The sequence below is a fragment of the Paraburkholderia sp. CNPSo 3076 genome, from assembly GCF_026343935.1.
Taxonomy (GTDB): domain Bacteria; phylum Pseudomonadota; class Gammaproteobacteria; order Burkholderiales; family Burkholderiaceae; genus Paraburkholderia; species Paraburkholderia nodosa.
The window spans coordinates 1-15,194 of the sequence record NZ_JAPMAL010000011.1 but is presented as its reverse complement, the minus strand read 5'-3'; the positions used below and the strand labels follow the sequence as shown (position 1 = coordinate 15,194).

The following is a 15,194-nucleotide window of genomic DNA, read 5'->3' as shown; positions in this document are numbered from 1 at the left end:
GACTAAAGTTAGCACATCGCTGGAGACAAAAACGGAGACACCTTCATGCCCCCATTACCTCAGTGGGCCCAGACGCGTGCCGTGATACGCGAAGTCGGCCTGCGCGACGGCCTGCAGAGCATCCGGACGGTGCTGCCTACCGCGCACAAGATCGAATGGATCCGCGCAGCGCACGAAGCCGGTCAGCGCGAGATCGAAGTGGGTTCGTTCGTGCCTGCGCGCCTCCTGCCGCAACTCGCCGATACGGCGGAACTCGTCGCTTACGCCAAGACGCTGCTGGGTCTCTTCGTCTCGGTGCTCGTGCCGAACCTGAAGGGCGCCGAGCGTGCGCTGGAGGCGCAAGCGGACCTGATGCTCGTGCCCCTTTCCGCGAGTGAGGCGCACAGCCTCGCGAACCTGCGCAAGACGCCCGATGAAGTCGTGGCCGAAGTGGCGCGCATACGCGCCGCGCGCGACGCGAGCGGCGCGAAGACGCTGATCGAAGGCGGCATCGGCACGGCGTTCGGCTGCACGCTGCAAGGGCGCGTCGAGCCCGCCGAGGTGCTGCGCTGCATGCAGGCGCTGCTCGACGCGGGCGCGGACCGCGTGAGCCTCGCCGACACCGTGGGCTACGCGAACCCCGCCGCCGTGCGGGAACTCTTCGAAGCCGCGCGCGAGATCGCGGGCGAGCGGCTGTGCTGCGCGCACTTTCACGACACGCGCGGCCTCGCGCTCGCCAACGTCTATGCGGCACTGGAGGCGGGCGTCACCCGCTTCGACGCCACGCTCGGCGGCATCGGCGGCTGTCCGCATGCGCCGGGCGCGAGTGGCAATGCATCGAGCGAAGACCTCGCGTTCATGCTCGCCGACATGGGCATCGACACTGGCATCGACATCGAACGGCTGCTGGCGCTGCGCGCGCGCGTCGCCCAGTGGCTGGAGGGCGAAACGCTGCACGGCACGCTCTGGCGCGCCGGCCTGCCGAAGACCTTTGGCGCAATCGCGCATCACGCCTGACTAGTTTGAGATCCTTATGAATACGCAAAACCGTTTGCCGCTCGAAGGCGTGCGCGTCGTCGAATTCACGCACATGGTCATGGGCCCGACCTGCGGGATGATCCTCGCGGACCTGGGCGCCGAAGTCATCAAGATCGAACCGCCCGGCGGCGACAAGACGCGCAACTTGCCGGGCCTCGGCATCGGCTTTTTCCGCTCGTTCAACCGCAACAAGAAGAGCGTGGTGCTCGATATCAACACCGAATCGGGCCGTGCGGCAGCCGTCGAGCTGATCGGCGAGTGCGACGTGATGCTGGAAAACTTCCGGCCCGGCCTCATGGAAAAGCTCGGCCTCGATTACGCCACGCTCTCGCAGCAGTATCCGCGCCTCATCTACGTCTCGCACAAGGGCTTTTTGCCGGGCCCCTATGAAAAGCGTCTCGCGCTCGACGAAGTCGTGCAGATGATGGGCGGCCTCTCGTACATGACCGGGCCTGCGGGGCGGCCGCTGCGCGCGGGGACGTCGGTGAACGACATCATGGGCGGCATGTTCGGCGCGATCGGCGTGCTGGCCGCGCTGCGCGAGCGCGACGCGACCGGGCGCGGCCAGGAGGTGCAGAGCGCGTTGTTCGAGAACTGCGTGTTCCTGAGCGCGCAGCACATGCAGCAATACGCCATGACGCACGAAGCGCCACCGCCCATGCCTTCGCGCGTATCGGCCTGGAGCGTGTACGACGTGTTCACGCTCGCCGAGGGCGAACAGCTTTTTATCGGCGCGGTGAGCGACAAGCAGTTCGTGACGCTGTGCGACGTGATCGGCTGCCCGCAGCTTGCCGACGAGCCGCACTTCGCGACCAACGCATTGCGCGTGGAGGTGCGGCCCGAATTGCTCGAACGCCTCGGCGCCGTGCTTGCCACGCAGCAGGTGGGCGAACTCATGCCGCGTCTCGAGGCGGCCGGCATTCCGTACGCGCCGATCGTGCGCCCCGACCAGTTGCTCGACGACCCGCACCTCAAGGCGAGCGGCGGACTCGTGCCGATGCAGACCGACGACGGCGGCACGACCGAAGTCGTGCTGCTGCCGCTCATGATGGGCGGCCGCCGTCCCGGCGTGCGTCAGCCGCTAGCAAAGGTGGGCGAGCATACCGAAGAGGTGCTGGCGGGCCTGAAGTCGCACGCAGCGCCCTGAGCCAGCGGCAGACGAAGTAGAAGCAGCACGTTCGCGGTTCCCCCGCCGGTCTGCCATACGGTTGCGCGTGCCACGAGCCGCCAGAAGCTCGCACGCGCCGCGCGCTCGCACGCCCGGCGTTCACAAGAATGACGCCCGGCGAGGCGTCGTCACGGAGACAAGCATGCAACGAACCCTCGGCGCGGACGCCCCGCTCGACGCCGTCACGGCCCCACCCGCAGGCAATCGCGTGGCGGCAGCGCTTTCCGCGCGGCTCGACCGCCTGCCCGCCACGCGGCAGCTCTGGATGCTGGTCATGTTGATTTCGCTGGGCGGCTTCTTCGAGGTCTACGATCTCATCTTCACGGGCTATATCGCGCCGGGCATGGCAAAAAGCGGCATGCTGCAAACCACCACGCACGCATTCTTCGGCTTCAACGGCATCGGGGCCTTCGTGGCCGCGACTTTCGCGGGTCTGTTCATCGGCACATTCTGCTTCGGCTGGCTGCCCGACCGCTTCGGACGACGAAGCGTCTTCACCTTCTCGCTGCTCTGGTATTCGGTGGGCTCGGTGGCGATGGCGTTCCAGCATACCTCGCAGGGGCTGATCCTGTGGCGCTTCATCACCGGTATCGGCGTGGGCATCGAGATAGTCACCATCGACAGCTACGTCACGGAGATGGTCCCGCAGCAGATGCGCGGCCGCGCCATGGCGCTGAATCAGGCGATCATGTTTTCGGCAGCGCCCATTTCGGCGTTGCTTTCGTGGTGGCTCGTGCCGCAGGCGCCGCTCGGTCTCGACGGCTGGCGCTGGGTCGTGCTCGTCGGCTCGCTCGGGGCGGCGATCGTGTGGTTCGTGCGCCGCGCCGTGCCGGAAAGTCCGCGCTGGCTCGTCACGCACGGTCATACCGGGGCGGCCGAACGCGTGATCGCGCAGATGGAGCAACGCGCCGTGCGCGAAAGCGGCAGGCTCTTGCCCGAGCCTTCGCCCACGCTCGTGCTGCCCGCGCATCGGCGCGCTTCACTCGCGGAGCTCTGGAAGCCGCCATACCGTGCGCGCCTCATCATGCTGATCGCGTTCAACCTGTGCCAGGCGGTGGGCTATTACGGTTTCGCAAACTGGGTGCCCACGCTCCTGATCGGGCAGGGCGTGACCGTGACGAAGAGCCTGCTCTACGCGGTCGTGATCGCCATTGCGCTGCCGTGCGGGCCGCTGCTCGCGATGCTCGTGGCCGATCGCATCGAGCGCAAGTGGCTCATCGTCGGCTCGGCGTTCGCGGTGATCGTGTTCGGCTTGCTATTCTCGCAGGCGCGCGGGCCGCTCGCGCTTATTTCGCTCGGTATCCTGATCAGTCTTGCGGGGCAGACTATTTCCGTGTGCTATCACGCATACCAGGCCGAGCTCTTCCCGACAGCGGTACGTTGCAGCGCCAACGGTATCGTCTATTCCGCGAGCCGCGTGGGCGCGATGATGTCGGGTTTCATCATCGCCGCGTTGTTGCGCGATTTTGGCGTGAGCGGTGTGTTCGCCGGCATCACCGTGTGCATGCTCGCGGTGATGATTTCGATCGGCGGGTTCGGGCCCCGCACGAATGGCGTGCGGCTCGAAGAGCTTTCGGCGTGACGTGGAAGAGACGTGCCGGCCGGCACGCCCGCTAATGCAACGCTCAGGCCGCGGCGATCACGTCGATGCGCAGCGTCGGGCCACCTGCCGCGATTTCGAGCAGATGATCGACGTTCGGGTGCGCGCCCGGGCGGTTGCGCGCGTCGGCGGTGTGCTCGGCGAACACGGCGAGGCCATGCTCGGCCGCGTTGGTGTCGAGCGTGCCGAAGGCTTCGCGCAGATAGTGGTAGACCGCGAGCGAGCCCTGCTTGCCGGGCTTGTTTTCGATGCTCGCGGCCACGTTGCCCTGAGCGTCCACGAGATCGATGCGCTCGATGCCGTCGATGCCCGGCAGCAGTGCGAGATTGTCCTTGAAGACGGCGCCCGGTTGAATTGCCTGAATCACTGAAAACACTCCGTTGGTTCGATAAATGGCGTTTGTGGAGCCGTATCTTAGCCGATCGGGGCGTTAGGCAGGTCGATGTAGTCGGCTGCAGTGCGTCGCGTAGGCTTCGATCGGCGAGGGCGTGAGCGTTGCCGACCGCGAATTGTGGTCGATAGACGCGCGTCGAATGCCAATTCGGATTCGAGGCGCTGTCGCATGGAAAGGATCGGAAACGGACTAGCGCTCACGCTCGCGATTGACGAGCCGCTCGACACGCATGCGCCCCGGCGGCTCGAAATAGGTTCCGAAGCGAACCAGCCCGGCCTTCCTCAGATGGCAGACCATCGTGAAGCTCACGAGGAGTCCCGGATCGGGCTTGTCGCTGATCTCGATGTCGATCGAACGCAACCGTGGCTCGAACTTGAGCAGGGTGTTTTCCATCTGGTTGCGCAAATCGTGAACTGACGCTGGCAGGTTCTTGTAGACGTCGGTCAGGTCCGGCAATCCAAAGTCGGGCACATGCTTGAGCGCACCCGCCCGCACATTCAGGACTCGCCCAATGTTTGCCTGGACGCTCAGGATTTCGAGCGTGTTGTCATCGTGGTTTTCGAGCGCCTCGCCATTGATGTGGCCAAGCAGCATGTCGTAGAGGGACGGGCCTGTCGGCATGGCGAAGTCTCCCTTACCCGGATGTTGTTTCGTTCGTGGCTGCGACCGGCTCGGCATGATCCACGAAATCAATCGTGAGACTGCCTTCAGCCGAACTCGACAGGACAATCTGCGCCGGCGTTGTGCCGCTCGCCATGCGAGTGAGCAGCTCACGCGACACCGTCGGGAGTACGCGCTGGTTCAGGAAGGCATCGACGTTGCGTGCGCCAGAATCACGGGCAAGGCAAAGCTCGGCCATTGCCGCAACCAGGGAATTGTCGCAAACCAGTTCGACACCGTGCTGACGTTTCAGGCGCTCCGCAACGTTGTCGAGCTTCAGGCTCACGATGGCGCCGAGTGCGACGGAGTCGAGCGGCTTGTACACCAGCGTCTGGAAACGCGCGAGCAGCGCCGGCTGGAAGTGCTCGACGAGCTGTGGGCGGATGGCCTCGAGTAGCGCGGGTTGCGCGCTGTCCGGATTGTCGGCAGTGAACTCGTCGATCTGCGCACTGCCGAGGTTGGAGGTCATCAGGATCACGCAGTTGCGAAAATCAATCTCGCGTCCTTCGCCGTCGCGCATCGCGCCTCGATCGAATACCTGGTAGAACAGGTCCAGTACGTCGCGATGGGCCTTTTCGACTTCGTCGAGCAGCACGACGCTGTACGGGCGCTGTCGCACCGCCTCCGTGAGCACGCCGCCGCGGCCATAACCGACATAGCCCGGAGGCGAGCCCTTGAGCTGCGAAACCGTGTGGGCTTCCTGGTACTCCGACATGTTGATCGTGGTAAGTGCCGCCTCGCCGCCGAACACCAGGTCGGCCAATGCCAGTGCGGTCTCGGTCTTGCCCACACCGGACGGACCCGCGAGCAGGAACACGCCGAGCGGTGCGTGTTCGTTCTTCAATCCGACCTTGGCGGTGCGCAGGCTTTCCGCGAGCGTGGCGAGCGCGTCGTCCTGGGCGACAACCCGTTTCGCGAGCTGCGCCTCGAGCGTGAGAAGGCTCTGCAGTTCGTCCTCGACGAGATTCCCAACGGGCACGCCTGTCCATTCGGCGACGACGCGCGCAACCGCCTGCGCATCCACGTCCGCGAAAATCAGGGGCGTTTTGCCCTGGATACGCTGGAGCGCTTCCTGTGCTTGCATGAGAAATCCGGGCTCGCTAACCGATGCAGAGGCCCGTTGTTCATGCAGTGCGCGCACGAACGCAAGTTCCTGGTCATAGCGCTGCTGTAACTCATCGAGCGCGGCCTGTGCCTCGACGAGTGCCGCGCGAACTTCTGCCTGACGCGTCTTCATCTCTGCGATGCCCGCCCGGGCGTCGTCTTCCATCGTCGAGCGTTCCAGCTCCAGCGCTGAGACGGCAGCGCGTGCGCGCTGCAGGTCGGCCGGGGGCGATTCGAGACCCATCCGTACGCGTGCTGCAGCCGTGTCGATCAGGTCGACCGCCTTGTCCGGTAATTGGCGCGCCGGGATGTAACGGCGCGAGAGCTTGACTGCCGCCACGAGCGCTTCATCGCGAATGTGCACGTTGTGGTATTGCGCGTAGCGACTCTTGAGCCCGCGCAGTATCAGGCACGCTGCGTTGTCATCTGGCTCCTCCACCTTGATCATCTGGAAGCGCCGTTCGAGCGCAGCGTCGCGCTCGAAGTATTCCTTGTATTCCGACCAGGTCGTCGCCGCAATCGTGCGCAACTCGCCGCGCGCGAGCGCGGGTTTGAGCAGGTTGGCCGCATTGGCGCCGCCGGCGGCATTGCCGGCGCCGATGAGCGTATGCGCCTCGTCGATGAAGAGCAGGATCGGCACGCTCGATGCCTGCACCTCGTCGATCACGTTCTTCAGACGCTGCTCGAATTCGCCTTTTACGCCGGCGCCCGCCTGAAGCAGGCCAAGGTCGAGCGTGAGGATACGCACGTCGCGGATCACGTTGGGCACCGTGCCTTCGGCCACACGAAGCGCGAGGCCTTCGACGAGCGCCGTTTTTCCCACACCCGGCTCGCCCACGAGGATGGGGTTGTTCTTGCGCCGGCGCGCGAGCACGTCGACCGTCTGCTGGATCTCGCGATCGCGGCCAAAGACCGGATCGATCTTGCCGTCTCGCGCCTTAGCGGTGATGTCGATCGCAAAGCGGGCCAGTGCGTCACCCTCAATGCTGCGCACGACCGTCGACGTTGCCTTTGCCGACTTCGCATCATCTGCACTGCCGGCCGCTGTCGCCGCGGTTACAGCGGCCGTTTGCGGTTCTGGCCGTTCGGGCGGGTTCTCGCTCGAACGCGATCCCAGGCGCGGCAGCAGGCGCTGGATCTGCGCGCTGCTCACGGACAGCAGCGGCCACGTGGCGCGTGTGCGCAGCACGTGCGGCGCATCGACGATGGCTTGCAGTACATGTCCCGAGCGGATCGTCGTCTCATGTGCATCGACGAGGTTGAGCGCATGAGACCAGGCGTCCTGCAGGACGGCGGCCAGTTGCGGGGAGAGTCCCGGCCGGCCGCGCAGGTTGCGCGGGGTGTGCTCGATGGCGCCAAGCAACGCGTTCCATATTGGGTCCACGTCCAGATCGTAGTGGTCCAGGATAGCGGGGATATCACCGTCGCCGGCTTCGAGCAGTTTGAGTAGCCAGTGCTCGACCGTGATTTCATCCGCAAGCCGTGTCTGACAGAGACTTGCTGCTGCCTCGAGCGCCGCCGTGCAATGTGGATTGAGCCTGCGCAGGAGCTGGCTGATATCGCGGGAATGTGTGCTTCGATCGTTGTACAGGGTCATGTCGTGGCTGCCTGTGCGGGCGCAGGGGGAAGGGGGCGGACACTGGAAATGGCCGACCGGTGCAGCAAGAAGCACCAGTCCGCGTGCGCGGACTGGTAAAAGGGGGCCGTCACGCGGTGACGGCCGCCAGACCAGCGTCGGGAAGCAGGGCTTAGGAGCGCTCGTTCCAGGTGTCCTTGTGGATGATGTTGCCGTCCTTGTAGGACCACGTGATGGTCTCGTAACGCAACTCGACTTCCTCGAGGTGGTTGTGCTTCTCGTAGTCGGGGATCTTGATGTCGAGCATCTTCGGACGGACCGCCACGACCTTCACGTTCTCGAGCTTCGTGTTGAAGTATTCCTTCTCCTTGCCGGCGTCGTCGATCTTGTACCACTTGATCTCGGCCGACTTGAGCGTCTGACCGCTCGTTACCGCCTTGTAGAGATACGGCGTCGACGCGTCGGTTTCCTTCACGAGTGTGATCGGCGCGTGCACGCGCGTGCCGGTCAGCTTGCCGGTGTTGCCGTCGGTCGGAATATGCAGGTCGTGATTGAACTGCGTGATCTCGATGCTGCCCTCGCGCCCCTGAACAGTCACGGAACCCTTGATGTCAGCGCCACCATCGTCCTTGAGCCACATGTATGACGGAATTGCCATTCCCTAACTCCCATTTCTCGTACTACGACAATCGCCCGGAGACAGTCAAAGTGACCGGGCTCACGAAACCCGAAGCGTGGGCTTCGGGGACAAACGCTCCCTACCTGGGCGCCGCTGCAGGCGCTGCCGTTTGCGAGGTGTCAGCCGCCGGGGCGGGCTGCGCCGCGTCGGGGACGAGCGTGATCTCTACCCGTCGATTCCTCGCACGCCCGGCGATTGTGTCGTTCTCCGCAAGCGGCCGCGTGTCGCCGTAGCCTTGGATCGCGAATTGCGTGGCTGGGATGCCGGAGGCATCAACCAGCCAGTTGCGCACAGCCTGGGCGCGAGCGGTTGAAAGCAGCAGATTGCTATCGGGCTTACCGACGTTGTCCGTGTGGCCCGCCACGAGAATCCGCTTGTCCGGATGTGCCTTGATCATCTCGAGCGCATTGACCATGATCCGCGTCGAGCCGTCTTTGAGTTGGGCCTTGCCGCTGTCGAACAGCGACATGCTGTCAAGCGTGAGCACGGCCGGCGGCGGGGGAGGCTGATAGGAGGCGATCGCGTTGTTGAGCGCCGGGATCAGTCGCGCGCCGCGGTACAGTCCGAACGACAGATTGAGCGGGACCCCCGTTCGTGCGTAGCGGTCGAGTTCGTCGCGATCGTTCACGAGGGTCCTAAGCGCTTCGCGCCGTGCCGCGTCGTGGTCGGCCGGAATCATCGAGTAACGCCCAAGATCTACTTGAATGCGCGAGAGCAGCGTTTGATTGTTTTTTCCGGCACAGCTAAACGCAATGCCGGCCGCGCACGCGAACATCGCAAGGGCATGGATCAGCGCCACGAGGCGGGGCGATCTCCAGTGCCGCACAGGCAGGGCCTCGATCAGCGGCTGCGGTAGCGGCCATGGCGCAGGTGACACCGGCGCCGTGTTGCGCACGACGCTCGTTTGCATTTCCACATCCACGTTCCATGGGCTGCCTGCACGGCCCGCGGGGCCGCAGTCGATCCAGCCGGCACCGAACAGCGCCAAGGGCATAGCCGGTTGCCGCGGGTCGGTAAGCGCGTGAAGCACGACGCGTTGCGTCCAGCCAATGAGCGACGCAAGTGCCGCGGCGCGCGTGGCCGCCACATGGCGGTTAGCCGCGCTCATGATCTCGTCTTCCGCTGCCCGTATCACGGTCTCGAACCGCTGCGCCTCAACCATGCGGGTAGCCGAAGAAACACCGTGCCATTGCGGCCCGGCAAGCCCCGCGGCTTCGGTTGTCAGTCGCTGATACACCGCGACATAGCCGGGAAGGGCGCGCGCGCCGAGCATGCGCGTGGCGTCGGCGACTGCCTGACGTGCCGCGCGCAATGACTGGGTTAGAAGATCGACATCCGTGTATCTTGCCGGCACAACCGAGACCACGACGCCATCAGGAGCGCGCCCGTCACGCCACTGCTTCACGGCGATGGCCAGACGTGCCAGATCTTTGGGGCTGTCCACGCGTAGCCAGATTGCGCCCTCGCCAACATAGGCGAAACGCTCGCCCTCATTCCTGTTGAACAGTGCGGGCAGATCATCACCTGTCACCAGCACGAGCGGCATTCGGGTACGGAGGTCGACCGGTATGCCGGCCGTTGCTTGTCCAAGTGCGCAGAGTACCTGCGCGCCCTGCCTGCGCGCGATGGAAATTCGCCGGGTATACAGGACCACGAGCAGCATGGCGACAAACACGACCGCGCAGGAGAGCAGCCACGCAAGCACCGGTCCGATGCGCGCCACGAACGAGACCAGGACGAGCGCCAGAGCGCTTGCAAGAAGAACCTGCAGCCGGAACGGATAATCGAGTCCTTCGTGGCCGCAAAGCTGCGCATCGTTGGGCGCAGAAGTCAGCAGGGGCAGGTCTGACTTCACGGCTGCGCAACCTTTGCCGATGGAATGTGTGTGACCTGCGCGTTGAGTGCGACGGCCCACGTGCTCCAGATCACCGCTGCAACCACGCAGACGCCGGCGGCTACGACCCATGGCGAAAGCCTATGGAACCAGTCGGAAAATTGGCGTCCGGCACGGTCTGAGATAAACGACCGCGTCTCATGTGGGCGAAGCGTTTTCAGGCGGGTGTTGAGCGCATCCATGAGCTCGACGAGCCTGTTTTCGCCATCGAGCGCGTAGCGCCCCTGAAAGCCCATGCCGAGGATCGCGGCGTAACCTTCGAGCAGGTCGGCATTCGGTGTCGCTTCGCGCAGGCGCGCCTCGATCCGGCTAATGACGAACTCGCCGGCGTCGTGCACCTTGAACCGCTCGACCTGAAACGGATTGAGTGCCCACGCTGCCCGGCTGCTTTCGGGGAGATGGCGCAGCGCCGTTTCATCGATCAGGCCGCACTGCGCGAGCAAGACTTCGCGCTTGACGTCTTCGGGATTGCCATACTGCGTGAGGGCGTCCGAGAACTTCTGGATCAGCTTTCGGCAGTCGTTGCGGAACTGCTCCGCGTTTTTTACGGTTCCGTCGTCGCCGAGTGATGTGACGAGCAATCCGGTATCACGCAGCAGGTCGCGGATGCCCGGTGTGCTCGCGCGACCAAAGTCGGGATCAGACGCAAGATGCGCGGGCGTGTCGTGGCGATCGGTCAGGACTTTCATGAGCGCAGCACCGCGTAAAGTTCAAGCGAGGCATCGGCAACCGACCCCGGCAAATAGATCTGACACGCTCTCGCTGCGAGCATCCTCTCGTATGCGGGGCTGCTGGAGTCGAGCGAAAAATACTGGTTGTCCAGTCGCACCGGAATGGCGCCGGGCACGCGTTGGACCGCCTTGAGCGGAATGCCAGGCAGTGCAGAATTGACGATGTGTTCGACATCATCCGGTGCGCCGATCTTGCACAGACGCGGAAACTGTTCGACCAGATCAAATGCAGTCATGCGCGCATTGACCGACAGGTACCAGTCGGGCACACCATCGAAGATGCGCTCGTCAAGGAACTGTCCAGTCCATGTCGTCGGGGTTTTGCGCGTGAGGCCAATTGGGATCACGCGGGACGGAATGATTGCATCGAGCAGTTCCCGGATCATCGATTCCAGCTTCGTGAACACGTGATCGGCGTGCTCATGTTCCCACGCGGGAATATCGGCAAGCTGCACGGCGGTGGAGAATGTCGTCAGGGCACTGACCAGCTGGGTGAGCGTGACATAAAGCTGCTCGGGTGGCCGCGCGGGATGCGACAAGAAGAGCCGCATTTGTGGCCACGCCGTGTGGATGCAGTGCAGCAGCCAGAACAGTTGCACGTCGGCCACGCCGTATTCGGTAACCTGCTCGACGCGTTCGCTGCGACGCGCGCCAAGCGCGAGGCTCTTTGCCTGGAGGATGTCCGCGAGGCGGTTGAGGCGCTCGATGTGCAGCGGATGACTGCCCAGCGTGAGGCACGGCGGTACGAAGCGGTGATCGACCTGGAACTGACCGTTCGCTGCGCGCGTGAGACGCGCTATTGCGCAGACAGTGTCATCGGCATGCGGCTCGAAATCGAAGAGCAGGCGCAGCGCGTGGCGTTCGACCGCAATCTCGATCTCGGTCGTGCCGTTCAGATCCACGACCTTCACGAACTCGCGATAGGAGCGCCGCGGCCGCGCGAGCGCGGTCTCGTCAAAACGACAGTTGTTCCCATTGGCGTCGGGCAGCGCAAGCGCGGCGTAGACGATCAAGCTCTGGCGATCCGCGGGGATACCCTGCGTGAGATCGCGTCCTCCGGGTATCGCGTCGCGGACCGTCGAGTCGAATGGGGTTCCGTCCGGCAGGCGCAGTTTGAGTTGCTCGAGTTTCAGCCGGCCCGTCTTGAGCGCTTCTTCATCCACGACGACACCCAGCGTGCCCCAAGGCTCAGCAAAAGCCGCGGCCACGAACTGCTGTACGGCGAATTCGGTCGCGCGCTCCATCTGCTGGAAGTGTTGCTGCGAAAGGATCAGGCCGTCGTGCCAGAGAGGTTTATGGATCCGCATAGATGTTGGTCTCTTGTGGTTCATACTTATCTTCTTTCAGACAGTGACTTCAATCGGAGATGTCGAACGGCTTTATACAAGGTAAACCGGAGTCTGTATTGAATTGAGTTTGAGATCTGACAAACGTTAACAACTCGCACAAAAATAATATGCTGATCGCGTATCTCGATATTTGCGGCGGCAAAATAACATGATGGATGTCAATTTAGAATGGCGATATTGGCTGGTGGGTTTTTCGCCAAAAATTTGCGAAATTTATTCAAAAATTAACAATTGAGTATTTATAGATAAGAGCGAAAAGAAATTCCAATTGACGGCATGCATGCAATCGGATTTAATGGGCCGTCGCAAACAGGTCGCACGAATGGAGACCACGCCATGGGGTGCCTTCAGTACTAGATCCTTGCGAGCATGCATGTAGGGGAGGACCGCACGTGCAGTACGCGACACCGCATCGCGACCGTCAAGTTCTGCGGAATCTTGAATCTTAATTAATTAGGCATACTATGGATAGCTTTCAGCGAGAAATCCCAAAAAGCCGCGTGTCGATTACTCTGGATCTTCACACGGGCGGAGCCCAGAAGAAGGTTGAGCTGCCACTCAAATTGCTTGTCGCCGCTAATTTTAGCGCGGGCGCGGAAAATGCACCGCTTGCCACCCGAAAGAAGGTCAACATCGAAAAAAACAATTTCGATGCCGTGCTCGGCGACTATGCGCCGAATTTGAAGTTTGGCGTCGAAAATACGCTGGCGGGAGATGGCGGCGAATTGCCCGTGAATCTCTCGTTCCGCTCATTGAAGGACTTCGATCCGGAGCAGGTGGCCCGGCAGATTCCCGAACTCCAGGCGCTGCTCGCCATGCGCAACCTGCTGCGCGACCTTAAATCGAATCTGCTGGATAACGGGACATTCCGCCGCGAATTCGAGAAGGTCCTGAAGGACAAGCGTCTGTCCGACAAACTGCGCGGCGAACTGGCGCAGGTCGCGACGGCTGCTACCCAGCCGGAAGGGCATGCCTGAACGGCGCCGCGCCAAAGCGGCATTCACCGCTTTCCGCAATCAGCTTGTGTTTCAAACGCAGACAGGAAAAGCAATGAGCCAGAACAAAGCCGCCACGGGTGCAACCGAGACCGTTGTGCTCGAGGGAGACAGCGTGTACGCCGCGCTGTGCAGCAAGATCAATCTCAAACCCGTCGCCGAGGCGCGCCCGCTTGAAGCGTTCCGCGACGGCGACACGCTCTCCGAAGCTTCGGCCGACGAGCGCATCGCGCGCGGCATGGGCGCGTTTCTCGAGCTGGTGGCGAAGTCGAGCCAACCGGTCGATCGTCTCGACAAGTCGCTGCTCGACTTCCATATCGGGCAGCTCGATCGCCAGATCAGTCGCCAGCTTGACGCGGTGATGCATGCGCCCGAATTCCAGGCGCTCGAAGGTCGCTGGCGCGGCGTGAAGATGCTGGTCTCGCGCACCGACTTCCGCCGCAACGCGCGCATCGAACTGCTCGACGTCTCGAAAGAAGCACTGCAACGCGATTTCGAGGACGCGTCAGAACTCATCCAGAGCGGCCTCTATCGCCTCACGTACATCGAGGAATACGACACGCCAGGCGGCCAGCCGGTCAGCGCGATGATCAGCGACTTCGAATTCGAGAATTCGCCGCAGGACATCGCCCTGTTGCGCAACGTCTCGAAGGTCGCGGCGGCAGCCCACATGCCGTTCATCGGCTCGGTCGGCCCGGCGTTCTTCGGCAAGAAGACGATGGAAGAAGTCGCTGCCATCCAGGATATCGGCAACTACTTCGACCGCGCCGAGTACATCAAGTGGAAGAGCTTCCGTGACACCGATGACGCCCGTTACGTAGGCTTGACCATGCCGCGCGTGCTCGGCCGCCTGCCGTACGGCAAGGATACGGTGCCGGTGCGCGCCTTCAACTACGAAGAAGCGGTGAAAGGCCCGGATCACAACCGGTATCTCTGGGTGAATGCCTCCTTCGCGTTTGCAGCCAACATGACGCGCAGCTTCGTGAACAACGGCTGGTGTGTCCAGATCCGTGGACCGCAGGCGGGCGGCAAGGTCGAAGACCTGCCGGTCCATCTGTATGACCTCGGGACCGGCGCCCAGCCGAAGATTCCCACGGAGGTGCTCATTCCGGAGACGCGCGAGTTCGAGTTCGCGAACCTGGGTTTCATTCCGCTCTCGTTCTACAAAAACCACGACTTCGCCTGCTTCTTTTCGGCGAACTCGGCGCAAAAGCCTGCGCTCTACGAAACGAAGGAAGCCACGGCCAATAGCCGCATCAACGCGCGCCTGCCGTACATCTTCCTGCTCTCGCGCATTGCGCACTACCTGAAGCTTATCCAGCGCGAAAACATCGGGACGACGAAGGATCGCCGTCTGCTCGAGCTGGAGCTGAACAACTGGATCAAGGGTCTGGTGACCGAGATGAAGGACCCGGGCGACGAACTGCAGGCGTCGCACCCGCTGCGCGAGGCAAAGGTCACGGTCGAGGACATCGAGGACAACCCGGGGTTCTTCCGCATCAAGCTCTTCATCATCCCGCACTTCCAGGTGGAAGGCATGGACATCGGCCTGTCGCTGGTGTCGCAGATGCCGAAGGCCAAGGGGTGAACTCGGCGCTGATCTGACGTTTTCTGTGCAAGCCGCCGGGGTGCCCGTGGGTGCCTCGGCGGTGCTTTTGCGTTTTGCGTCTCCGGGAGGTTTTCGATGTCGTGGCTCATGCCGTTACAGGCTTATGAATTGAAGCTGGCGCCGCATCCGGCGCCGTTCTCGATCGTGAAATTTGCTGGCCATGACCGGATCAGCCAGCTCTACGAGTACGAGATCGAATTCACAAGCCCGATAGCGGGTATTGCGATGGATCAGGTGCTCGGGCGGCCGGCCCGGTTCATCGTCGATCCAGTCGACCCGAACATGGGTCACCTGCAGCGTATGTTTGGCGAGAACGCTGCGAAGTTCAGCAAGAAGCCGCCCGCACAGACCGTCCACGGCATCATCACGAAGTTCGATGAGCACGAGACCTCCGCCGACGAGACGCGTTACCGCGTGA

12 protein-coding genes and 1 pseudogene are annotated in these 15,194 nt (G+C 63.0%); 6 read left to right on the top strand and 7 right to left on the bottom strand.

Going from position 1 to position 15,194, the window contains the following annotated elements; all coding sequences use genetic code 11:
- Positions 1-45: 45 nt before the first annotated feature.
- The 3 genes from M3A49_RS14245 to M3A49_RS14235 all read left to right on the top strand — a co-directional run bounded on the left by M3A49_RS14245 (position 46) and on the right by M3A49_RS14235 (position 3,767).
- Positions 46-996: a hydroxymethylglutaryl-CoA lyase gene (locus M3A49_RS14245; RefSeq protein WP_266229207.1), complete on the top strand. Its 951-nt coding sequence runs from the start codon at positions 46-48 to the stop codon at positions 994-996.
- Positions 997-1,012: 16 nt separating this feature from the next.
- The gene (locus M3A49_RS14240) at positions 1,013-2,164 is read left to right on the top strand and encodes a CaiB/BaiF CoA transferase family protein (RefSeq protein WP_266229206.1); all 1,152 of its coding nucleotides are present in this window, start codon (positions 1,013-1,015) and stop codon (positions 2,162-2,164) included.
- A gap of 163 nt (positions 2,165-2,327) precedes the next feature.
- Entirely contained in the window at positions 2,328-3,767 is a 1,440-nt protein-coding gene (locus tag M3A49_RS14235; RefSeq protein WP_266229205.1) for an MFS transporter, read from the top strand.
- Positions 3,768-3,810: 43 nt separating this feature from the next.
- Here the strand turns inward: M3A49_RS14235 and M3A49_RS14230 are convergent, their stop codons facing one another.
- From M3A49_RS14230 to tssK, 7 genes are all read right to left on the bottom strand, one after another.
- Positions 3,811-4,149, bottom strand: a complete 339-nt coding sequence (locus M3A49_RS14230; RefSeq protein ID WP_266229348.1) for a DUF2322 family protein — start codon at positions 4,147-4,149, stop codon at positions 3,811-3,813.
- A 219-nt stretch (positions 4,150-4,368) separates the two neighbouring features.
- Entirely contained in the window at positions 4,369-4,800 is a 432-nt protein-coding gene (tssE, locus tag M3A49_RS14225; RefSeq protein WP_266229204.1) for a type VI secretion system baseplate subunit TssE, read from the bottom strand.
- Between the two features lie 13 nt (positions 4,801-4,813).
- Positions 4,814-7,540, bottom strand: a complete 2,727-nt coding sequence (tssH, locus tag M3A49_RS14220) for a type VI secretion system ATPase TssH (protein WP_266229203.1) — start codon at positions 7,538-7,540, stop codon at positions 4,814-4,816.
- Between the two features lie 151 nt (positions 7,541-7,691).
- Positions 7,692-8,177: an Hcp family type VI secretion system effector gene (locus tag M3A49_RS14215; RefSeq protein WP_266229202.1), complete on the bottom strand. Its 486-nt coding sequence runs from the start codon at positions 8,175-8,177 to the stop codon at positions 7,692-7,694.
- A 100-nt stretch (positions 8,178-8,277) separates the two neighbouring features.
- A complete protein-coding gene (locus M3A49_RS14210; RefSeq protein WP_266229201.1) occupies positions 8,278-10,053 on the bottom strand; it encodes an OmpA family protein in 1,776 nt (591 codons plus the stop codon).
- Positions 10,050-10,781, bottom strand: a complete 732-nt coding sequence (locus M3A49_RS14205; RefSeq protein WP_266229200.1) for a DotU family type IV/VI secretion system protein — start codon at positions 10,779-10,781, stop codon at positions 10,050-10,052. The genes M3A49_RS14210 and M3A49_RS14205 overlap by 4 nt, the downstream gene beginning before the upstream one ends.
- Positions 10,778-12,130, bottom strand: a complete 1,353-nt coding sequence (gene tssK, locus M3A49_RS14200; protein ID WP_266229199.1) for a type VI secretion system baseplate subunit TssK — start codon at positions 12,128-12,130, stop codon at positions 10,778-10,780. The genes M3A49_RS14205 and tssK overlap by 4 nt, the downstream gene beginning before the upstream one ends.
- A gap of 506 nt (positions 12,131-12,636) precedes the next feature.
- Here tssK and tssB point away from each other — a divergent pair.
- The 3 genes and pseudogenes from tssB to M3A49_RS14185 all read left to right on the top strand — a co-directional run.
- Positions 12,637-13,149: a type VI secretion system contractile sheath small subunit gene (gene tssB / locus M3A49_RS14195; RefSeq protein ID WP_254353948.1), complete on the top strand. Its 513-nt coding sequence runs from the start codon at positions 12,637-12,639 to the stop codon at positions 13,147-13,149.
- 73 nt (positions 13,150-13,222) lie between these two features.
- Positions 13,223-14,755 carry a type VI secretion system contractile sheath large subunit gene (gene tssC / locus M3A49_RS14190; RefSeq protein ID WP_266229198.1) on the top strand — a complete coding sequence of 511 codons (1,533 nt, stop codon included), beginning with the start codon at positions 13,223-13,225 and terminating at the stop codon, positions 14,753-14,755.
- Between the two features lie 96 nt (positions 14,756-14,851).
- Positions 14,852-15,194 (top strand): annotated as a pseudogene (locus tag M3A49_RS14185) (type VI secretion system tip protein VgrG); the annotation flags it as partial.